Origin of the sequence: Burkholderia sp. Ac-20365, assembly GCF_017104715.1 — a bacterium.
Classification (GTDB): domain Bacteria; phylum Pseudomonadota; class Gammaproteobacteria; order Burkholderiales; family Burkholderiaceae; genus Paraburkholderia.
The window spans coordinates 359,839-379,586 of the sequence record NZ_JAAGPI010000001.1; the positions used below are offsets into that span (position 1 = coordinate 359,839).

Here is a 19,748-nt window from a genome sequence, read left to right on the forward strand (position 1 = left end):
ACACGACACATGCGAAGAATCATGATTGCCGCCGCGCTCGCAATGAGCGCTTCCGCCGCGATGGCGCAAAGCACTATCCGCATCGGCCTGCAGGACGATATCGGCACGCTCGATCCGGCGCGCAGCGTGCAGTTCGTCGATCGCATCGTGTTTGCGTCGCTGTGTAATTCGCTCGTCGATGTGTCGCCCGATCTGAAAATCGTGCCGATGCTGGCCACCTCGTGGACGACGAGTCCCGACGGCAAGACGTTGACGTTCAAGCTGCGCCAGGGCGTGAAGTTCCAGAACGACGAGCCGTTCAACGCGGCCGCCGTGAAGGCGAATCTCGACCGCTATCGCAGCCTGCCGACCAGCAATCGCAAGAGCGAGTTGTCGTCGATCGATCATGTCGATGTGGTGGACGACAGCACCGTGAAGATCGTGCTGAAGCAGCCGGATGCCGCGCTGCTCGCCACGCTGTCCGATCGCGCGGGCATGATGCTCGCGCCGAAGACGTTCGCCGACGCGGCCGGTGTCGCATCGCATCCGGTGTGCTCGGGGCCGTACAAGTTCGTGCAGCGCGTGCAGAACGATCGCGTCGTGCTGGAGAAATTCGCGGGCTACTGGGACGCGGACAAGTACCCGATCCAGCGCGTCGTGTTCCAGCCGATTCCCGATAGCACCGTGCGTCTTGCCAACCTGCGCTCGGGCTCGCTCGACATGCTCGAACGTCTCGCGCCTTCCGATGTGACGGCGGTGAAGAGCGACGGCAATCTGCAATTCAAGCCGGTGACAGGCCTCGGCTTTTACTACGTCACGTTCAACATCAACAACGGCCCGCGCGGCAACAATCCGCTGAAGGACAAGCGCGTGCGCCAGGCGTTCGAACTGTCGATCGATCGCGATGCCATCGATCAGGTGATCGGCGCGGGCATCTTCTCGCCCGCCAACCAGGGCATTCCGAAGTCGAGCCCGTACTACAACACATCGCTGCCGACCACGAAGCGCGACGTCGCGAAAGCGAAGGCGTTGTTGAAAGCGGCAGGGCAAGAGCATCCAACCGTTGAGTTCGCGTATCCGAACAACACGGTCGCAAGCCAGATCACGCAGATGTTGCAGGCGATGCTGAGCGAATCCGGCATCACGCTGAAGCTGCGCCCGAGCGATTACGCAACGGAACTGAATGCCGGTCATAGCGGCGATTTCGAAGCGATGTACACGGGCTGGTCGGGCCGCGTCGATCCGGATGGCAATCTGCATCAGTTCAACACGTGCTCGGGCAACCTGAACTACGCGCACTACTGCAACCAGCAGGTCGACTCGCTGCTCGACGCGGCGCGCACGAAGCAGAGTTCGACCGAGCGTAAAGCGGACTACGACGCCGCCGGCAAGATCCTCGCCGACGACGACCCGATCGTCTATCTGTACGCGCAGCCGTGGCCGTTCGTGCTGTCGAAGAAAGTGCAGGGCTTCACGCCTTCCGCCGACGGCCTCGTGCGTCTGCGCGGTGTATCGGTGAAGGGCTGAGCGTCATGCTGCGGATCATCGCGAATCGCCTGCTGGTGGCCGTGCCGACGCTGATTCTGGTGTCGATGCTGATCTTCGGCCTGCAGAAGCTGCTGCCGGGCGACCCGGTGCTGGCGATGGCGGGCGAGGATCAGGACGCGCAGGTCATCGCGACTTTGCGCGTGAAGTATCACCTCGATCAACCCGTGCCGAAGCAATACGCGCTGTGGATGCGCGACGTTGCGCATGGCGACTTCGGTTCGTCTCTGCGCACGGACGTGCCCGTGCGCGAGCTGATCGCGCAGAAGCTGCCGGTGACGATCCAGCTCGCGGTGATGGCGATGATCCTCGCAATCGGCATCGGCATTCCTGCGGGTGTGATTTCGGCGGCGAGCCGCGGCGGGCCGCTCGATTACGCGGCGAACATTTTCGCGCTGTCGGGCATGTCGATACCGAACTTCTGGCTCGGCATCATGCTGATCTTCATCGTGTCGGTGCGCTGGCATCTGTTGCCGTCGTCGGGCTACGTATCGCCGGGCGAGGACTTCTGGCTCAGCATCAAGACGATGCTGATGCCCGCGTTCGTGCTGGGCGCGGCGCTCGGCGCGCAACTGATGCGCCACACGCGCAGCGCGATGCTCGGCGTATTGCGCACCGATTACATTCGCACGGCGCGAGCAAAAGGCTTGTTGCGCGGGGCGGTCGTCGTCAAGCACGCATTCCGCAACGCGCTGATTCCGATCGTCACGGTGCTCGCGCTGCTGTTCGGCGAACTGCTGGCGGGCGCCGTACTGACCGAACAGGTGTTCACGATTCCCGGCTTCGGCAAGCTCGTCGTCGATGCCGTGTTCAATCGCGATTACCCCGTCGTGCAAGGCGTCGTGCTGGTGACGGCGCTGGCGTTCATCGTCGTGAATCTGTGCGCCGACGTGCTGTATATCCTGCTCAATCCCCGACTGAGGCGCGGCTGATGGCTACTTCAATCGATGCACGATCCGCAGCGGCGGCCACGCTCCCGCGCCGCAAGCGCCGCGGTCTCGTGCGCTTCATGCGCAACAGGGCGGCGGTGTTCGGCGCGTTTCTCGTTGCGCTGATCGTCGTGATGGCGGTGTTCGCGCCGTGGCTCACGCAGTACGACCCGGTGCAGGCGAGCTTCATGACCGTGCGCCAGGCGCCGTCGGCTGTTCACTGGTTCGGCACTGACGAACTCGGCCGCGATGTGTTGAGCCGCCTGCTGTACGGCGCGCGGGCTTCGCTGCTGGCGGGCGTGGTGTCGGTCGGGATCGCGGTTGTACTCGGCGTGCCGCTCGGCTTGCTGGCGGGCTATTTCGGCAAGCTGGTCGACGGCGTGATCTCGCGTATCGCCGATGCCTTGCTGTCCATTCCCTTCCTGATTCTCGCAATCGCACTGAGCGCGTTCCTCGGCCCGAGCCTCACGAACGCGATGGCCGCGATCGGCATTTCGGCGATGCCGCGCTTCATCCGCCTGACACGCGGACAGGCGATCAGCGTCAAAGCCGAAGAGTACGTGGAAGGCGCGCGCGCGATCGGCCTCGATCACGCGCGCATCATTCTGCGCTACATTCTGCCCAACGTGCTGCCGCCCATCATCGTGCAGGCAAGCCTGACGGTGGCGAGCGCGATCATCGCGGAAGCGAGCCTGTCGTTTCTCGGGCTCGGGCAATTGCCGCCTTCGCCGTCGTGGGGATCGATGCTCAACACCGCGAAGGACTTCGTCAGCCAGGCGCCGTGGATGTCGATCTTCCCCGGCATCGCGATTTTCCTGGCTGTGCTCGGCTTCAACCTGCTCGGCGACGGCCTGCGCGACGCGCTCGATCCGCGCGAGTCCTGATTCTCTGCAGCGCCGTTGTTCGGGACGGCGCTGTCGTCGTACTGGCAAAACCATAAGAGTGACAACATGACAAGCTTCAACTGGCAGAACCCGTATCCCACGCTGCGCATGCCCGTGTTTGCGCGCAACATCGTCTCGACGTCGCAGCCGCTCGCCGCGCAGGCCGGCTTGCGCATGCTGTGGAAAGGCGGCAATGCCGTCGATGCCGCCATCGCAGCCGCAGCGGCCATCACGGTCGTCGAGCCGGTATCGAACGGTCTGGGCAGCGACGCATTCGCGCTCGTGTGGGACGGTAAGAAACTGCATGGGCTGAATGCATCGGGCGTGTCACCCGCTGCGTGGAATGTCGATTACTTCAAGCGCAAATACGGCGAGAACAACGGCCTTGCCGTTCAACCGGTGCGCGGCTGGGACACGGTGACAGTGCCGGGCGCGGTCGCCGGCTGGGAAGCGCTGCACAAGAAATTCGGCTCGCTGCCGTTCGCGGACCTGATGGAGCCCGCCATCGAAATCGCCGAGCGCGGCCACGCGGTGGCAAGCGTCGTCGCGCGCAAGTGGGCGGCTGCCGTGCCGGAACTGAAGAACCAGCCCGGTTTTGCCGATACTTTCATGCCGCATGGCCGAGCGCCCGAAGTCAGCGAACTGATCCGCATGCCGGGCCACGCGAAGACCTTGCGCCTGCTCGCCGAAAAAGGCCCGCGCGCTTACTACGAAGGCGAAATCGCCGAGCGCATCGCCGCGTTTGCGCGCGAACACGGCGGCGCGATGACGTTCGACGATCTGCGCAACTATCAGCCCGACTGGGTCGAGCCGATCGGCAAGGACTATCGCGGCTACACGGTGCACGAGATTCCGCCGAACGGGCAGGGCATCGCCGCGCTGATCGCGCTGGGCATTCTCGAACAGTTCGATGTGGCGTCGCTGAAGCTCGACGGCATCGAATCGCAGCATCTGCAGATCGAAGCGATGAAGCTCGCTTTTGCCGACGTGTATCGCTATGTCGCCGATCCGCGTTCGATGGACGTCACGCCCGAACAGATGCTCGACGACGCGTATCTGAAATCGCGCGCGAAGCTGATCGACCCGAAGCGCGCGACGCAGTTCGGCTTCGGCATGCCGAAGACGGGCGGCACGATCTACATGTCGGCAGCGGACGAGCGCGGCATGATGGTCAGCTTCATCCAGTCGAACTACATGGGCTTCGGTTCGGGCTGCGTGGTGCCGGGCATGGGCATTTCGCTGCAAAACCGCGGCTGCGGTTTCTCGATGGATCCGAAGTCGCCGAACGTGGTCGAGGGCGGCAAGCGGCCGTTCCACACGATCATCCCGGCGTTCCTCACGCAGCAGGTGAACGGCCAGCAGGAAGCGGTAATGAGCTTCGGCGTGATGGGCGGCGACATGCAGCCGCAAGGCCATTTGCAGACCGTCGTGCGGATGCTCGACTACGGCCAGCAGCCGCAGGCCGCGTGCGACGCGCCGCGCTGGAAGGTCAACCGCGACTTTTCGATCGATATCGAATCGACGCTCGACCCGCAGACCGCGCGTCAACTCAAGGATCTCGGTCACACGATCAAATCGATCGACGATCCGTATATGGACTTCGGGTCCGGCCAGTTCATCTGGAAGCTCGACCGCAACGAACCGGACCGCGGCTATGTCGCCGCAAGCGACAGCCGTCGCGACGGTCTCGCAGCAGGTTTCTGATCGGACACAGAACGCAGTCTGAAGAGCGGCGAAGCGCCTTCGCCGCTCATTCAGGCAAGGTGCCTTCGCCGTTCTTCCGTTCGACGCGCCGTCCAGCCTTTTCCACCGCGAGCCAATACTCGCGCATTGCGCCGATGCGCTTCTGGTCCGCATGCACGGACGCCATCGCGTTCTTCACGCGGGCCTTGAGCACGGTGGGTTGCGCGTGATTCAGCACGCTATCGGCGATACCGTTCAGCAGCGCCTGCTCGTAATCGGCGTTGCTGCTGTCCGCGTCGTCCGTCATTAGTAGAAGCGGCACGCCTTCGAGTCGCGGCTCCTTCTTCAACGCCGCGCACAACTGCAAGCCGCTCGTGTCGGGCAACGCGGCGTCCACCAGAATCACCGTCGGCAGGCTGTGCAGCGCGCGTTCCAGACCTTGCGCGCCCGTCGTCGCCGACGTGCAGCGGCCAAGATCGTGCAGCAGGTCTTGCAGCCGGTTCAACCGCACCGCATCGCTTTCGACGATCAGAATGTTGTCGGGCAACGCGCCGAGTGTCGGCGGCAAAAAGGAGCCGGCGCGAAAGCTCTCCGACTGATCCAGTATCTTGACCCGCTTGCGCAACTGCGTTTCGACGCGCGCGCGCAACTGGGTCGCATTCAGCGGCTTCGTCACATAATCGGATGCACCAAGGCGGAACGCGTCGATTTCGAGCGCCGGCGCGTCGTGGCTCGTGACGAAGATCACCGGGATTTTCGCAAGCTCGCTGTCCGCCTTCAGGATTTCACAGAAGTCGAAGCCCGTCATGCCGGGCATGCTCGCGTCGAGCAGAATCAGATCCGGCGTGGATTGCCGCGCGAGCAGCAGACCCATTTCGCCCGATAGCGCAAAGCGCCTTTCCCCGTAATCAGAAAGCATATCGCTCATGATGCGCACCGTCGCGACATCGTCGTCGATGATCAGGAGCTTGAACTTGTACGCTGACATGTGATGCGTCACGCCTCGGATTGAAATGCTAAACGCGGCTCAGGCGGGCAAACGCAGCGTTCGTCGACGCCGTTTCAAATGCCGGATACTGCCACTGGCCGCACTCAAGATTAGGACGAGATGCGCGCGCCCGGCAATAGCGATTTCCCGATATTCGTTGCAAATACACATGCGTCCATTCGACTCACGCCGCATTGTGACGGGCGAATGTCAAAGTGTTCGGGTTTTTCCGGCTATCACTTCATGCGTTTCGCAATCAGTGTCACGAACTCTTCGGCGACGCGCGGCAAGGTGCGGCCGCGTTTTTTGATCAGCGCGATGGGCCGCACGAACGAAGGATCGTCGATGGGCCGTGCAACCAGGTCCGGCTCGGCGAGCACTTCGCGGGCGCTGGCGGGCAGGATCGTCACGCCGAGTCCGCCGCGCACCATCGCGACGGCCGTCATCATGTAGGTCGGCTCGCAGGCGATCTCGGGCGCACAGCCGGCCTCGACGAGCGCGGCATCGACGACACTGCGAACGCTCGTGCCTTGCGCCGTCAGCACGAGCGGCGACGCGGCGACGTCGCTGACCGACACGCGCCGCTTGCGGGCCAGCGCGTGATCTTTCGGGCACACCACCACGAGCCGGTCGGCGCCTTCGTGAAGCACTTCCAGCGCAGGGTCGAAAGTATCGCCGCCTGTCAGCCCGATATCGGCTTCTTCATTGCGCACGAGCGCATTCACAGCACTTGCGACGACATCGCGAATCTGGAACTGCGCCTGCGGCACGCGCTTTCTGAACGCCTGGATCAGATCAGGCAGCGCACTCGCGGCGAAAGTCGGCAGACACGCGAGACGCACGGTGCCGCTCGATCCATCGCCGAGCGCGCGGGCGTCGCGCAACACGCGCTCCATATCGTCGAGCGAGCGCTGCAGCAGCGGGAGCAACTCGCGCCCTGTTTGCGTGAGCGCGACGGTGCGGCTATTGCGGTCGAACAGGCGCGCGCCGACGGTCTCTTCGAGCCGCCTGATCTGCACCGTCAGCGCCGGCTGCGACAGATGCAGCCGCGCGGCGGCGCGCGTGAAATTGCCCGCATTCGCCACCGTGACGAAGGCGCGGATATCGCGAAGGTTCAGATCCATAACAGTTCGTGATTGCTGCGATCAAATCATTTCAATTGCGTTATCGCTGCGCCGAACTTACGCTCGAAGCCATTAAAAGACAAGATCTGGAGACATGCACATGCTGCCTTTACTGGGGCTCATCACCATCGCCGTCCTGCTCGGCGCCATTCTTTCGAAGCGCATGTCGCCGCTCGTCGCGCTGATCATCGTGCCGATCGAGGCGTCGCTGATCGGCGGGTTCGGGTTGCAGACCAGCAAGTTCGTGGTCGACGGGTTGAAGAGCCTTGCGCCCGTGGTCGGCATGTTCGTGTTCGCGATCCTGTACTTCGGCACGATCACCGACGCGGGCACGCTCGACCCGATCATCGACCGGATTCTGCGCGCGGTCGGCACGCGACCGACGCGCATCGTGATGGGCACCACGCTGCTGGCGCTGCTGATCCATCTGGACGGCTCGGGCGCCGTCTGCTTCCTCGTCACGATTCCGGCGATGCTGCCGCTCTACGAGCGCCTGAAAATGGACAAGCGTGTGCTTGCGGCGGCGGTGTCGATGGCGGCGGGCATCAACTTCCTGCCGTGGACGGGGCCGATGATCCGCGCGTCCGCGTCGCTGCATCTGCCCGTGTCGGCGCTGTTCAATCCGCTGATTCCCGTGCAGGCGATCGGCCTCGTCTTCGTGTTCGGCGCGGCGTACTGGCTCGGGCGGCGCGAAGAAAAGCGGCTCGGCGTGTCGGGCACGGACGGCGCGATTCCGATGCCGCAGCGCGAGCTGACGCCCGAAGAACAGGCGCTGCGCCGCCCGCAGAACTTCTGGTTCAACATCGTGCTGACGGTGATCGTGCTCGGCACGATGGTCGTGATGGGCGAGAAGATCCCGCCCGCGATCATGTTCATGGTCGGCCTGTGCATCGCGCTGATGGTGAACTATCCGAATGTCGAGATGCAGCGCAAGCGCATCGACGCCCATGCGCGCGCCGCGCTGATGATGGCGGGCATTCTGCTCGCGGCGGGCGTGTTCACAGGCGTCATGCAGGGCAGCGGCATGCTCAAGGCGATGGCGCAGGCGGCCGTCGGTTTCGTGCCACCGGCAATGGCGGGTCACATTCCCGTCGTGCTCGGCCTGCTGTCGATGCCGCTCAGCATGCTGTTCGATCCCGATTCGTTCTATTTCGGCGTGCTGCCTGTGATCGCAGAAGTGGCAGGGCAGCTTGGCGTGCCCGCCGTGCATGTCGGCCAGGCGGCACTGCTCGGGCAGATGACCACGGGCTTTCCCGTCAGCCCGCTGACGCCGGCGACGTTTCTCGTCGTCGGGTTATGCGGAATCGATCTCGCCGAGCATCAGAAATTCACGTTCCCGCTGCTGTTCGGCGCGTCGGTCGTGATGACGCTCGCGTGCGTCGCGCTGGGTATTTTTTCGTTGTGAGTTTGAGCAGAGGATGGTGCGGCAATGACAGCAAATCAGCACGAACGACGCGTGCGGCTCGGCGCGGGCGCAGGTTACTCGGGCGATCGTATCGAGCCCGCCGTCGAACTGGCGGAGCATGGGCAGCTCGACTATCTCGTGTTCGAGTGTCTGGCTGAGCGGACCATCGCGATCGCGCAGCAGGCGAAGCGCAAAGATCCGCAGCATGGTTACGATCCGCTGCTCGAGGCGCGTATGCGCGCCGTGTTGCCGGTGGCCGCCCGCAACGGCGTGCGGATCATCTCGAACATGGGCGCGGCCAATGCGCAGGCCGCCGCGCGCAAGACGGCGCAGATCGCGCAGTCGCTTGGGCTGGGCGGGCTGAAGATCGCGGCGGTGAGCGGCGACGACGTGCTCGACGTCGTGCTGCGAGGCCAGTTCCGGTTCGAGGAATCGGGCGATGACGTCGCGGCGTATCGCGAGCGCATCGTGTCGGCGAATGCGTATCTCGGTGCTGCGCCCATCGTCGCCGCACTCGATGCGGGCGCCGATATCGTGCTGACGGGACGTGTCGCCGATCCGTCCTTGTTCACCGCGCCGTTGATCCACGAGTTCGGCTGGCGCATGGACGACTGGACGATGCTCGGCCAGGCGACCGTGGTCGGGCATCTGCTCGAATGCGCGGGGCAGATTACGGGCGGCTATTTCGCCGATCCCGGCTACAAGGACGTGCCGGTTCTTGCGCGGCTTGGGTTTCCGATCGGCGAGGTCGCGGCGGATGGCTCGGTCACGATCACGAAAGTGCCGCACGCGGGCGGACGCGTCAGCGCGGCGACCTGCAAGGAACAGCTGATCTACGAGATTCACGATCCTGCGCGTTATCTGCAACCGGACGTCGTCGCCGATTTCACGGAAGTGGCGATCGCCGAAGAAACATCGGACCGCGTGCGCGTGACGGGCGGCAAAGGCACAGCGCGCACGGACACGCTGAAGGTGTCGGTGGCTTACACGGACGGCTATATCGGTGAAGGGCAGATTTCGTACGGCGGGCCGGGCGCCGTCGCGCGCGGACGGCTCGCGCTCGAGATCGTGCGCGAGCGGCTGGCGCTGACGGGCGTCGCCGCGAGCGAACTGCGCTTCGATCTGATCGGCGTCGATTCGCTCTACGGCGACACGGCCGCCGATCAGCGCGGCGAGCCGTACGAAGTGCGCGTGCGCGTCGCCGGACGCACGGCGACGCTGGAAGAAGCGCTGCGCATCGGCAACGAGGTCGAAACGCTTTATACGAACGGACCGGCGGGCGGCGGCGGCGTGACGAAATCGACCCGAGAAGTGCTCGCGGTGCAATCGGTGCTGCTGCCGCGCGACGCCGTAAAGCCGTCTTTTGCTTTTGTGGAGGCCTGACATGCAACTACGCGAACTCGCGCATTCGCGCACGGGCGACAAGGGCAACACGCTGAATGTGTCGGTGATCTGCCACGATACGCGTCATTACGAGCATTTGCGCCAGCATCTGAGCGAAGCGCGCGTGAAAGCGTGGCTTGCCGATTTCGTGCACGGCGAAGTGACCCGATACGAATTGCCGCGGCTCGCGGCGTTCAATTTCGTGTTGCGCGATGCGCTCGGCGGCGGCGTCACGCGATCGCTCGCGCTCGATGCGCACGGCAAGTCGGTCAGCTCGGCCTTGCTCGGCATTACGCTTCCCGATCCGGACTGACCCGGGCATCTGACGCCGTTTCACGGAAATGACCGTGAACTCCGGTACTTTTCGCATGGAATGACGGGCGCCGCGTTGTACGGCAGGAACACGTGCTTTCGCGATCCCGTCTAGAATCCCCGGGCGTTGCTTGCCGGCCGGGTTCGGCGTTTGCGGCGCGCAATACCGTTTCGACGGGCGGCGTTCGGCGCGGACGCCCTCGCTCCATGCCTTAAAGGACCGCTGTCGTGTGGCATTTCCCCACCGCTATTCCCGCTTCGCTCGGCCCGTGGGCCGTGTTTCTCAGCGTGCTGGTCACGCAACTCGGCGTGCCCGTACCGGCCGCGCCGATGCTGATGCTCGCCGGAACGATGGCGGCGATGGGGCAGGTGTCGTACGCGGGCGTGTTTCTCGCGGCCGTCGGCGCGACGCTGATCGCCGATTCGCTTTGGTTCTTCGTCGGCCGGGTCAAAGGGCGGCGCCTGCTGAACGGCCTCGTGCGCTTTTCGCTGTCGCTCGATACGACGCTGCGGATGGCACGCGGCGTCTTCGAGCGTCACGGCGCGCCCATTCTCACGCTCGCCAAGTTCCTGCCCGGCCTCGGCCTGATTTTCGCGCCGCTGCTCGGCACGACGGCAATCGCGCCCGCCGTGTTCCTGCTGTGGGATGCCGTCGGCGCGTCGTTGTGGACGGGCGTGTATCTGATTGGCGGCGCGGCGCTGCATGACCAGATCGTGCAGGCGATGCTGCTGGTTCGGCACAACGGCGGCACGATCTTCGACGCCTTCGCGGCGATCGCCGTAACGGTGTTGCTGTATCGCTGGGTGCGCCGAACGCAGTTCCGCCGCTGGCTCGCGAAGATGCGCATCAACCCGGACCAGCTCGACTCGATGATGCGGTCGGACGCGCCGCCTTTGATCTTCGACGCAAGGCCGCGCGCCGTGCGGGAGAAGGAGGCGTACCGGATCGCGGGCGCGTATCCGCTCGATCTCGACTCGCCGGAGAAGCTCGATGCCGTGCTGCTCGCGCATCCTATCGTCGTGTATTGCGTGTGTCCGAGCGAGGCGACGGCGCGGCGCATCATCGCGCAGTTGCATCGCAAGGGCATTCGCCACGCGCATGCGCTCAAGGGCGGGCTGGACGCGTGGGAAAAGCGCGGCTATCCCGTCGAACCGTTGCCCGCGGATTTCTACACGTCGCTGGAGCGGCTCGGGGTGGAAGTGCCCGAAGGCGAATTCACGGTGCGCGCGACGCTGGCGAGTTGAGGCGGGTCGCGTGTTCTGATTCCCCTCGCACGATCGTTCGAAAGCCGGCGAGCGGTGACATTTTTTGCGCTCGGCGGGCGTTTTCCGCGCTTTCGGAAAACGCCCGAAAGCCTTGTCGCATAAGGCGCTCCGCCCCGTGACATAGGGTGAAATAACTTCTGCATAGCCTGTAACGGCTGCCATCACTACAGTGCGCATATCGGATGCGATGCACTGATCGAAACAACCACCGCAGACGATACCTCCCGCCACAAACCGATATGGCATCGTCATGGAACAGTTCGCAAAAATTTCTCTTTACGCTTCGGCCGCCGTCGTCGTCGTGTCATTGATCGAAGCGGCCGTACTCACCCGCAAAAATCGCAACACGGCCACGCCATTCGCGTGGTACGAAGTCTGGATCTCGCTGTTCGACCTGGTCGCACGCAAGCTGCTCGCGCTGTTGCCGCTGTCGCTCGCAGCGCCCGTCTTCGCACTCGCCTGGGATCATCGCTTTTTCACTGTGTCGATCAATAGCGCGGTGATGGTGTTCGCGCTCTTCATCGGCCAGGAGTTCTGCTACTACTGGTATCACCGCGCGTCGCACCGTATGCGCTTCTTCTGGGCCACGCATGCCGTGCATCACTCCCCGAACCAGTTGACGCTGTCCACCGCCTTCCGGCTCGGCGTAACGGGCAAGCTGACGGGCTCGGCCATCTTCTTCACGCCGCTGGTCCTGCTCGGTGTGCGCCCTGAAGTCGTGCTGCTGACGCTCTATATGAACCTGCTGTACCAGTTCTGGCTGCATACGACGTGGGTGCCGAAGCTCGGCTGGCTCGAATATGTGTTCAACACGCCGTCCGCGCACCGTGTGCACCATGCATCGAATGTCGATTATCTGGATGCGAACTACGGCGGCGTGCTGATCATCTTCGACCGTCTGTTCGGTACGTATGTCGAAGAACGCGCCGACGAACCCTGCCGCTACGGTCTCGTCACGCCGACCACGTCGCGTAACCCGTTCGTCGTCGAGTTCGAGCACTGGGCCACGCTGATTCGCGATGTGTTCACGGCGAAGAGCGTGTGGATCGCGATCAATCACGTGATCCAGCCGCCGGGCTGGTTGCCTGACGGCGGCGGCGAAACCACGGAAGAACTGCGCCGCAAGGGCAAGGCGGTCAGCAGCGAGGTCGAGACCGTCAACGGCTAAAACAGCGGTAAAAAGCAGCGTTAAAAACGGAGTCAAAAGCGGGGCGCGCAGTCAGATGCGCGCCCCGTTTGCTTTTGTTTATGTGGATCAGGCGCTGCGCTTGCTCATATCGGTTGCACGACAGTATTCATTCTGGATAGTTGCAGGGACGTGTGTTCTTTCAAATCATTGACGTAAGCCGGCACGCCAGCACACTGCGGGCCAATGGGGTAGTCTATCGACCTGACGTTCGCGCATGCAGCGCGGCCTGCGTGCGGTCCATCCCATTCAATCCCGATCTTTCGATCCATCAATGAGGCCAACATGGAATATCGTCACCTGGGCGCGTCAGGATTCAAGGTGCCCGTACTCAGCTTCGGTACAGGAACATTTGGCGGCAAGGGCGAATTCTTCCAGGCGTGGGGCGCGACGGATGTCGCCGAGGCGCGCAAGCTGATCGACATCTGTCTCGATGCGGGTGTCACGATGTTCGACAGTGCCGACATCTATTCGAGCGGCGCATCCGAATCGATTCTCGGCGAAGCGCTCAAGGGACGCCGCGACAAGACCATCATTTCCACGAAGGCCACGTTTCGTTTCGACGACAGCGATCCGAACAACGTCGGCTCGTCGCGCTTTCATTTGATCAAGGCGGTCGATGCCGCGCTAAAGCGTCTGCAAACCGATTACATTGACCTGTTCCAGCTGCATGGTTTCGATGCGAAGACGCCCGTGGAAGAAACGCTCTCCACGCTCAACGATCTCGTGCGCGCGGGAAAGATCCGCTATACAGGCGTGTCGAACTTCTCCGGATGGCATCTGCAGAAATCGCTCGATGTGGCGGAGCGTTATGGCTATCCGCGTTACGTGGCGAACCAGACTTACTACTCGCTGATTGGACGTGACTACGAATGGGAGCTGATGCCGCTCGGTATCGATCAGGGCGTGGGCGCTGTGGTCTGGAGTCCGCTTGGCTGGGGGCGTCTCACGGGCAAGATCCGCCGCGGCCAGGCGCTGCCGGATCAGAGCCGCCTGCACAAGACCGCCGATATGGGCCCGCCTGTTCCTGATGAATATCTGTATCGCGTCGTCGATGCGCTGGATGCCATCGCTGAAGAAACGGGCAAGACGATTCCGCAGATCGCATTGAACTGGCTGCTGCAACGGCCGACTGTCGCGACGGTACTGATCGGCGCGCGCAATGAAGAGCAGTTGCGTCAGAACCTCGGCGCGGTGGGCTGGAATCTCACGCCTGAGCAGGTTGCGAAACTCGATGAAGCGAGCAAGGTCAGACCCGTGTATCCGTACTGGCATCAGGAAGGTTTTGCGGAGCGCAATCCGTTTCCCGTGTGAGTGAAGGGACGCTATTGCCATTGCGTTTGAAACGCGGCCGGCGCATGAGTTTTCAAATCAATCCAGCGCGCCGGCCTTCCGGATTTTTGCGGTTGTATCCGACAGCAACATGTGAGAGCGCGCTCGAACGTCACGAAGCGGACGTGAGCGCAGTGCATCGAATGGTCATGAGCGAGGCCAGATATGCCGACAGTGCTGCTTGTAGACGATGACGTTGAAACGCTGGACGCCTGGAAGTACGTGTGCCAGGCGCATGGCTACGATACCTGTCTTGCGGAAGACGGGCGCACCGCGCTCGACATGCTGCGCAAGCGCGATGTGGACATCGTCGTCGCGGACTGGCGCATGCCCGTGATGTCGGGCAGCGTGCTGTGCTATCACGTGCGTAACGAGCAGAACCTCGCGGGGATCGTGTTTATTCTCGTCTCGGGCGAGCCGAGCCCGCCTGCATTTGTCTATTACGACGGCTTTTTACGCAAGCCACTCGATCCAACGGATCTGCTGTCGGCGATGGACCGGCTGTTGCTGGAACGTGCCGCCGACGGCCGCCGCAGGAAAGACGCGCCGGGTGCGTCGAAAAACGGATAGCCGGTCGCGGCGATGACCTGCAACGCGTGATCTGCTCGCAACGCGCGCTTTTCTTCTTCTGTTAGCCAATCAGAACATCTTCTTTATCTGGCTGAAAGCAATCTCGCATCAGTGTGCTGGAATTGCGCCGCACGCATGCGCACTTCAATGCCGGATATTTTTGTCGCTCCTATGATGGACACGCTGCGTTGAGTTTTTTGCGCGATCGTGGTTGCCAAACCATCGTCCGTTCTTTTATGATCGCGCGCCCAAAATGGTCGACACGTTGCCACGTTCGCATATGGCGGCGCCCGACTCTTCACAGCTACATCCCGGAGCAAAACAGACATGAAGAAATCCTTACTCGCCCTCGCGACACTCGGTGTTTTTACCGCTTCGGCGCACGCGCAAAGCAGCGTGACGCTATATGGCCTGATCGACACCGGCCTCGTGTACACCAACAACCAGCAAGGCCACAGCAACTGGCAGATGGTGAGCAGCTCGACGCAGAACACGGTCTTCGGGCTCAAAGGTTCGGAAGATCTCGGCGGCGGCCTGCATGCCGTCTTCAAGCTCGAACAGGGTTTTCTGCTGAATAACGGCTCGCAGGCGTTCTCCGGCAGCGCATTCGGCTCGCAGGCGTGGGTTGGCGTGCAAAGCGACCCGTACGGCACGCTGACGTTCGGCCGCCAGTTCGACGCGATGAACGACCTCGTCGGCCCGCTGACGGCCGAGTTCAACACGTGGGGCGGCAGCATGGCTGCACATCCGTTCGAGAACGACAACCTCGCGGCGAACTCCGTCGTGATCAACAACTCGGTCAAGTACACCAGCCCGACGTGGAGCGGCGTCACGTTCGAAACGATGTACAGCTTCAGCAACAAGGCAGGCGAGTTCGCGAACAACCGCTCGTACGGTTTCGGTGTGTCGTACGTGATGGGCCCCGTCAATCTCGCTGCGGGCTATCTGCAGTTCAACAATGCGGGCAACGGTACCGGCGCGACCACGTCGTCGGATACGAGCGCGAACTTCATCGCGCAACGCCAGCGCATCTGGTCGCTCGGCGGCAACTACACGTTCGGGCCGGCGACGGTGGGTCTGGTGTGGAGCCATTCGCAGATCGACAACGCTGCGGGCGTGTTCTCGTTCGGCACGGGCACGTATCTCGGCGCGAACGATTCTTCCGCGGGATCGCTGACGGGCTCGCTGCGACTGGACAACTACGAAGTGAACGCGAAGTATGCGCTGACACCGGCATTGAGCGTGTCGGGCGCCTACACGTACACGCACGGCGCGTATAACGGCTCGGCGCCGGGCTGGAATACGGCGATGCTGCAAACGGACTACGCGCTCAGCAAGCGCACCGACTTCTATCTCGAAGGCGTCTATCAGAACGTGCACGGCGCACCGGCGGATTCGGTGCTGTCGCACGCGATGATCAACACGCTGTCGCCGTCGTCGACGGATTCGCAGGTGGCAGTGACGGTCGGATTGCGTCACGCGTTCTAAACGGTGTGACACGGCAAGCGCGGACGCAGAGCATGCGTCTCGCGCTGCTGTCAGAACAGATGTCTGAGGCCAACGCGCACGGCGAGCTGCGAGTTGGCGCCCGTTCCCGAGTTGCCGATAAAACTCGAACTCGCACCGATTTCCGCCTGAACGGGCACCTCGTGTCCATTGACGATGTTGCTGCCCGACGCCTTCTGATAGATAGCAAGTGCATAGACATCGGTTCGTTTCGACAATGCATAGTCGACGAAGCTGTTCACCTGGTGCCATTTGCCGCTGAACTCGCCGCTCAGATCCGAGAACGTGTAGCCGAGCCCGCCGCTGAACGCGGGTGTGAACAGATACTTGCCGCCCACCTCGTAATTGTTCAGCGTCGATTCGTGCGATGCGATCTGCACGAGTTGTGTGTGCGTCCAGTTGCCCCATACCTTGGCGTGACCAAACACGTAGCTGCTGCCGATGCCGAAGGTGCGCAGATCGCGCAGCGGTCCGGTGTTGATATTGGCGATACTGGCGGTGAAAGCAGGCGTTGCACTGCCGGGAAAACGAATGTCGGTATACGCTGCGCCGATGGCGAACGGCCCAGGCGCATAGTTGACGCCGGCGCTGAATGTTCGCGACGAACCTTGATTGGTCGTCGTGCCCGTCGTCGTGGTCGGTGAACCCGAGAAAGCGCCTGCCTGATTCGAAAAACCATACAGGGCACCGAACGTCAGGCCGTTGAAGTTCGCGCTGCTGAACTTGACCGAGTTGTTGATGCGGCTCGACGTCAGTTGATCGAGATCGTTGATGTGATACGCGTAGTTGCCCGCTGGCGTTTCATGGCCCATCGCGTAGTTGTGAATGTAGTCTCTCGATAGCGAGTACTGACGTCCGAAAGTCAGCGAGCCAACGCCGTTCTTGTTCAATCCGACCCACGCCTGGCGTCCGAATAGCGCACCGCCTTGCGCGATCGTGCCGTCGCCTGAACTGAAACCGCCTTCGAGCGTGAAGATGGCAGACAGACCATCACCCAGATCTTCCTTGCCGCGAATACCCCAGCGGCTGCCTTGCGCGACACCGTCTGCATATCTCACAAGATCACTATGCCCGCTCGAAGTCGCGACATGGTTTGCATACGTGATACCCGTATCGATCAATCCATAGAGCGTCACGCTGCTTTGCGCGTGCGCAACGGAACCCACCAGGCTCAATGCCGCTGTTGCAACAGTTCTTCTTAACATCCCGATTCCAGTGACTTGAAGAGTTAAACGTAATCCGTTCGATATGTCGACGCGAATATAACGGATGGAAAAATATTTGTCGCAAGGCAGAGCGCTTGCGAAGCGGGATCGTGTTTTTTCTAAAGCGACGCGAGAAAAGGAAAACGTACTGTCTGCTGAAGAGATATCTTCAGCACGGAGCACGCCCGGCTACTGAAGGCTTCAATTGAGCGGCATCACGCCGAGCCGCGACGCGATCACAGACTTTCTCGAAGACACTTCAGTGTGAGCCATGCGCAACGTCGCGAGCGATTCTTCATACCAGCATGCGGGCTTCGTGTCCCGTGCACTATCCTCGGACGTCATCCATGGCAAACTTGTGCTTTCCCATTCAGAAAAGGGCAGCACACTCACCCTATGGACGACGCGCTCGCCTTCAACCAGCTTCGCCCGCGCCTGCAGAAGATTGCCTACCGGATGCTCGGCTCGGTAGCCGAAGCCGAGGACATCGTGCAGGACGTCTGGCTGCGCTGGCATGCTGCTGAGCGCGAGAGCATCGACAATGCCGAAGCCTGGCTCGTCTCCGTCACGACGCGGATGTCTATCGACCGTCTGCGGGCTGCCAAGATCCAGCGTGAGCACTACACGGGCATCTGGCTGCCCGAGCCCGAGATCACGGACTCACCCGCTACGCCCGAGCAGATGACCGAGCGTGCCGACGACGTGTCGGTCGCGTTTCTGATGCTGCTCGAAAGGCTCACGCCCGAAGCGCGTGCGGCGTTCCTGCTGCGCGAAGTGTTCGATGCAGACTATGACGAGATCGCGGATGCGATCGGCAAGACGGAGTCTGCCTGCCGCCAGCTGGTCAGTCGCGCAAAGTCGCAACTGCGTGACGAGCGGCCGCGTCATGCGGTGCCGCGCGAGACACATCGGCAATTGCTGCAGAGCTTTGCGCAGGCGCTTGCCAGCGCCGACTTCCATGCGATCAACGCATTCCTTGCCGAAGACGCGGTTCTGATCGGCGATGGCGGCGGCAAGGTGACCAGTTTCCCGAAGCCGATGATGGGCGGCCGGCGCATCGCGCAACTCTTCTATGCGGCCTTGCGGCGCTATCCTGGCCGGGTTCATGTCAGGCTCGTGACGCTCAACGGACGGGTCGCGCTGTTGCGCTATATCGAAGGCCGGCTCGAATCGGCGCAGACTTTCGAAACGGACGGCGAGCGCATCGTGAGCATTCACGTGCAGCGCAACCCCGACAAGCTGGTGCGCATCGCCGCTGCATTCGGCGAGCCCTGAGCGCGTCGGGCGACGCCAGTAGCGCGCCCGTGCTTCAATGTGGAATTGGTGCCTGACGGGCAACACCGTGAGTCCGTGTGCATGTCTACCGCGGCATGTGTCACGAACCTACCATGACGTCGTGCGGTTCTCGCCGCGAACGGCATCCGTGTGGCACGGATGCATCCGTCATCGACGCCAGGAGAAATCATGACTCAGCGCATCAACTACTTCCATCAATCGCCCGAACTGTCGAAGAAGTTCATCGAGCTCAGCACCCTGCTGAAGGATTGCGCGATCGAGGAGCCCATCCGCGATCTCGTCAATATCCGCGCATCGCAGATCAATGGCTGCGGCTTTTGCGTCGATATGCATGTGAAGGAAGCGCATATTCACGGCGAGCGCGAACTCCGGTTGCATCACGTTGCGATCTGGCGCGAGTCGACGCTGTTCTCGCCGCGCGAGCGCGCTGCGCTGGCATGGACGGAAGTGCTGACCACGCTGCCCGAGCACGGCGTGCCCGACGATATCTATGAGCGCGTACGCGGCCAGTTCTCCGAGAAGGAACTGTCGGACCTGACCTTCGAAATCATGGCCATCAATGGCTGGAATCGTGCCAACGTTGCATTCCGGACCGTGCCGGGCTCGTCCGACAAGGCATTCGGCCTCGACAAGGCGAACCTCGCCTGAACCGGCGCGGTGTCGTTTATCAACTCCGGCCCATGCGGCCGCGTCCATGTGAGGAGCGCATCATGTTTCGCTCGAAGAGATCCCTCGCAAGCCTGCTTCTGGTGGCGGGCGCCTTGACGGGCCGGGCCCACGCCGAGCCGCCCGCGGCCATCGTCACGCCTGTCATGACGAAACCGCTCGACGACTATCCCGGCAAGGAAGCGTTGATGATCGTTGTCGAGTATCCGCCCGGCGCGGTCGACCCGGTGCATCGCCACAACGCGCATGGCTTCATCTATGTGCTGGAAGGCTCGATCGTGATGCAGGTGAGAGGCGGCAAGGAAGTCACGCTCACAAAAGGCCAGTCGTTCTATGAAGGCCCGAACGACGTCCACACGGTCGGCCATAACGCGAGCAGGACGAAACCCGCGAAGTTTCTCGTGCTGCTGCTCAAGGACAAGGGCGCGCCTGTTCTGGTGCCGGAGAAGTAGGGCGCGCGGGCGTTCGCACGCGCGCGGGAGAAAATTT

General features: G+C 62.5%; 18 protein-coding genes. 15 read left to right on the forward strand and 3 right to left on the reverse strand.

Annotated features, from left to right (window positions below):
- Window positions 1-9: 9 nt before the first annotated feature.
- The 4 genes from G3O01_RS01445 (at window position 10) to G3O01_RS01460 (ending at window position 5,041) form a co-directional block, all read left to right on the forward strand.
- Window positions 10-1,506: an ABC transporter substrate-binding protein gene (locus G3O01_RS01445; protein WP_205802654.1), complete on the forward strand. Its 1,497-nt coding sequence runs from the start codon at window positions 10-12 to the stop codon at window positions 1,504-1,506.
- Window positions 1,507-1,511: 5 nt separating this feature from the next.
- A complete protein-coding gene (locus G3O01_RS01450; protein WP_205802655.1) occupies window positions 1,512-2,456 on the forward strand; it encodes an ABC transporter permease in 945 nt (314 codons plus the stop codon).
- The gene (locus G3O01_RS01455) at window positions 2,456-3,337 is read left to right on the forward strand and encodes an ABC transporter permease (RefSeq protein WP_205802656.1); all 882 of its coding nucleotides are present in this window, start codon (window positions 2,456-2,458) and stop codon (window positions 3,335-3,337) included. Before G3O01_RS01450 ends, G3O01_RS01455 begins: the two co-directional genes overlap by 1 nt.
- A gap of 66 nt (window positions 3,338-3,403) precedes the next feature.
- Window positions 3,404-5,041: a gamma-glutamyltransferase family protein gene (locus G3O01_RS01460; RefSeq protein WP_205802657.1), complete on the forward strand. Its 1,638-nt coding sequence runs from the start codon at window positions 3,404-3,406 to the stop codon at window positions 5,039-5,041.
- A gap of 46 nt (window positions 5,042-5,087) precedes the next feature.
- Here the strand turns inward: G3O01_RS01460 and G3O01_RS01465 are convergent, their stop codons facing one another.
- Both G3O01_RS01465 and G3O01_RS01470 read right to left on the reverse strand, forming a co-directional pair.
- Entirely contained in the window at window positions 5,088-6,008 is a 921-nt protein-coding gene (locus G3O01_RS01465; protein ID WP_205802658.1) for a response regulator, read from the reverse strand.
- A 236-nt stretch (window positions 6,009-6,244) separates the two neighbouring features.
- On the reverse strand, window positions 6,245-7,132 hold the full coding sequence (locus G3O01_RS01470) for a LysR family transcriptional regulator (protein ID WP_205802659.1): 888 nt from the start codon (window positions 7,130-7,132) through the stop codon (window positions 6,245-6,247).
- 100 nt (window positions 7,133-7,232) lie between these two features.
- Between G3O01_RS01470 and G3O01_RS01475 the strand changes: the two genes are divergently transcribed.
- The 8 genes from G3O01_RS01475 to G3O01_RS01510 all read left to right on the forward strand — a co-directional run bounded on the left by G3O01_RS01475 (window position 7,233) and on the right by G3O01_RS01510 (window position 16,074).
- The gene (locus tag G3O01_RS01475; protein WP_205802660.1) at window positions 7,233-8,537 is read left to right on the forward strand and encodes a citrate:proton symporter; all 1,305 of its coding nucleotides are present in this window, start codon (window positions 7,233-7,235) and stop codon (window positions 8,535-8,537) included.
- 24 nt (window positions 8,538-8,561) lie between these two features.
- Entirely contained in the window at window positions 8,562-9,920 is a 1,359-nt protein-coding gene (locus G3O01_RS01480) for an acyclic terpene utilization AtuA family protein (RefSeq protein ID WP_205802661.1), read from the forward strand.
- Between the two features lies 1 nt (window position 9,921).
- Entirely contained in the window at window positions 9,922-10,233 is a 312-nt protein-coding gene (locus G3O01_RS01485; protein ID WP_205802662.1) for a hypothetical protein, read from the forward strand.
- Window positions 10,234-10,460: 227 nt separating this feature from the next.
- The gene (locus G3O01_RS01490) at window positions 10,461-11,477 is read left to right on the forward strand and encodes a VTT domain-containing protein (RefSeq protein WP_205802663.1); all 1,017 of its coding nucleotides are present in this window, start codon (window positions 10,461-10,463) and stop codon (window positions 11,475-11,477) included.
- A gap of 271 nt (window positions 11,478-11,748) precedes the next feature.
- Window positions 11,749-12,666 (forward strand): sterol desaturase family protein, encoded by a 918-nt coding sequence (locus G3O01_RS01495; RefSeq protein WP_205802664.1) that lies wholly within the window; start codon window positions 11,749-11,751, stop codon window positions 12,664-12,666.
- A gap of 303 nt (window positions 12,667-12,969) precedes the next feature.
- Complete coding sequence (locus G3O01_RS01500; protein ID WP_205802665.1) at window positions 12,970-13,998, forward strand: aldo/keto reductase; 1,029 nt, start codon at window positions 12,970-12,972, stop codon at window positions 13,996-13,998.
- Between the two features lie 183 nt (window positions 13,999-14,181).
- Window positions 14,182-14,586 carry a response regulator gene (locus tag G3O01_RS01505; protein ID WP_205802666.1) on the forward strand — a complete coding sequence of 135 codons (405 nt, stop codon included), beginning with the start codon at window positions 14,182-14,184 and terminating at the stop codon, window positions 14,584-14,586.
- A 327-nt stretch (window positions 14,587-14,913) separates the two neighbouring features.
- Complete coding sequence (locus G3O01_RS01510; RefSeq protein ID WP_205802667.1) at window positions 14,914-16,074, forward strand: porin; 1,161 nt, start codon at window positions 14,914-14,916, stop codon at window positions 16,072-16,074.
- 50 nt (window positions 16,075-16,124) lie between these two features.
- Here the strand turns inward: G3O01_RS01510 and G3O01_RS01515 are convergent, their stop codons facing one another.
- On the reverse strand, window positions 16,125-17,297 hold the full coding sequence (locus tag G3O01_RS01515) for a porin (protein WP_205802668.1): 1,173 nt from the start codon (window positions 17,295-17,297) through the stop codon (window positions 16,125-16,127).
- Between the two features lie 396 nt (window positions 17,298-17,693).
- On the opposite strand from G3O01_RS01515, the gene G3O01_RS01520 reads away from it, so the two are divergent.
- From G3O01_RS01520 to G3O01_RS01530, 3 genes are all read left to right on the forward strand, one after another.
- Window positions 17,694-18,572 carry an RNA polymerase sigma-70 factor gene (locus G3O01_RS01520; protein WP_205802669.1) on the forward strand — a complete coding sequence of 293 codons (879 nt, stop codon included), beginning with the start codon at window positions 17,694-17,696 and terminating at the stop codon, window positions 18,570-18,572.
- Between the two features lie 189 nt (window positions 18,573-18,761).
- Window positions 18,762-19,241: a carboxymuconolactone decarboxylase family protein gene (locus tag G3O01_RS01525; RefSeq protein ID WP_205802670.1), complete on the forward strand. Its 480-nt coding sequence runs from the start codon at window positions 18,762-18,764 to the stop codon at window positions 19,239-19,241.
- 62 nt (window positions 19,242-19,303) lie between these two features.
- Window positions 19,304-19,711, forward strand: a complete 408-nt coding sequence (locus G3O01_RS01530; protein ID WP_205802671.1) for a cupin domain-containing protein — start codon at window positions 19,304-19,306, stop codon at window positions 19,709-19,711.
- Window positions 19,712-19,748 lie beyond the last annotated feature (37 nt).

Excerpts from the sequence above, each read along its gene's own strand:
- G3O01_RS01445 (WP_205802654.1), top strand. The coding sequence starts at position 10 with ATGCGAAGAATCATGATTGCCGCCGCGCTCGCAATGAGCGCTTCCGCC.
- G3O01_RS01450 (WP_205802655.1), top strand. The coding sequence starts at position 1,512 with ATGCTGCGGATCATCGCGAATCGCCTGCTGGTGGCCGTGCCGACGCTG.
- G3O01_RS01455 (WP_205802656.1), top strand. The coding sequence starts at position 2,456 with ATGGCTACTTCAATCGATGCACGATCCGCAGCGGCGGCCACGCTCCCG.
- G3O01_RS01460 (WP_205802657.1), top strand. The coding sequence starts at position 3,404 with ATGACAAGCTTCAACTGGCAGAACCCGTATCCCACGCTGCGCATGCCC.
- G3O01_RS01465 (WP_205802658.1), bottom strand. The coding sequence starts at position 6,008 with ATGTCAGCGTACAAGTTCAAGCTCCTGATCATCGACGACGATGTCGCG.
- G3O01_RS01470 (WP_205802659.1), bottom strand. The coding sequence starts at position 7,132 with ATGGATCTGAACCTTCGCGATATCCGCGCCTTCGTCACGGTGGCGAAT.
- G3O01_RS01475 (WP_205802660.1), top strand. The coding sequence starts at position 7,233 with ATGCTGCCTTTACTGGGGCTCATCACCATCGCCGTCCTGCTCGGCGCC.
- G3O01_RS01480 (WP_205802661.1), top strand. The coding sequence starts at position 8,562 with ATGACAGCAAATCAGCACGAACGACGCGTGCGGCTCGGCGCGGGCGCA.
- G3O01_RS01485 (WP_205802662.1), top strand. The coding sequence starts at position 9,922 with ATGCAACTACGCGAACTCGCGCATTCGCGCACGGGCGACAAGGGCAAC.
- G3O01_RS01495 (WP_205802664.1), top strand. The coding sequence starts at position 11,749 with ATGGAACAGTTCGCAAAAATTTCTCTTTACGCTTCGGCCGCCGTCGTC.
- G3O01_RS01500 (WP_205802665.1), top strand. The coding sequence starts at position 12,970 with ATGGAATATCGTCACCTGGGCGCGTCAGGATTCAAGGTGCCCGTACTC.
- G3O01_RS01505 (WP_205802666.1), top strand. The coding sequence starts at position 14,182 with ATGCCGACAGTGCTGCTTGTAGACGATGACGTTGAAACGCTGGACGCC.
- G3O01_RS01510 (WP_205802667.1), top strand. The coding sequence starts at position 14,914 with ATGAAGAAATCCTTACTCGCCCTCGCGACACTCGGTGTTTTTACCGCT.
- G3O01_RS01515 (WP_205802668.1), bottom strand. The coding sequence starts at position 17,297 with ATGTTAAGAAGAACTGTTGCAACAGCGGCATTGAGCCTGGTGGGTTCC.
- G3O01_RS01520 (WP_205802669.1), top strand. The coding sequence starts at position 17,694 with ATGGACGACGCGCTCGCCTTCAACCAGCTTCGCCCGCGCCTGCAGAAG.
- G3O01_RS01525 (WP_205802670.1), top strand. The coding sequence starts at position 18,762 with ATGACTCAGCGCATCAACTACTTCCATCAATCGCCCGAACTGTCGAAG.
- G3O01_RS01530 (WP_205802671.1), top strand. The coding sequence starts at position 19,304 with ATGTTTCGCTCGAAGAGATCCCTCGCAAGCCTGCTTCTGGTGGCGGGC.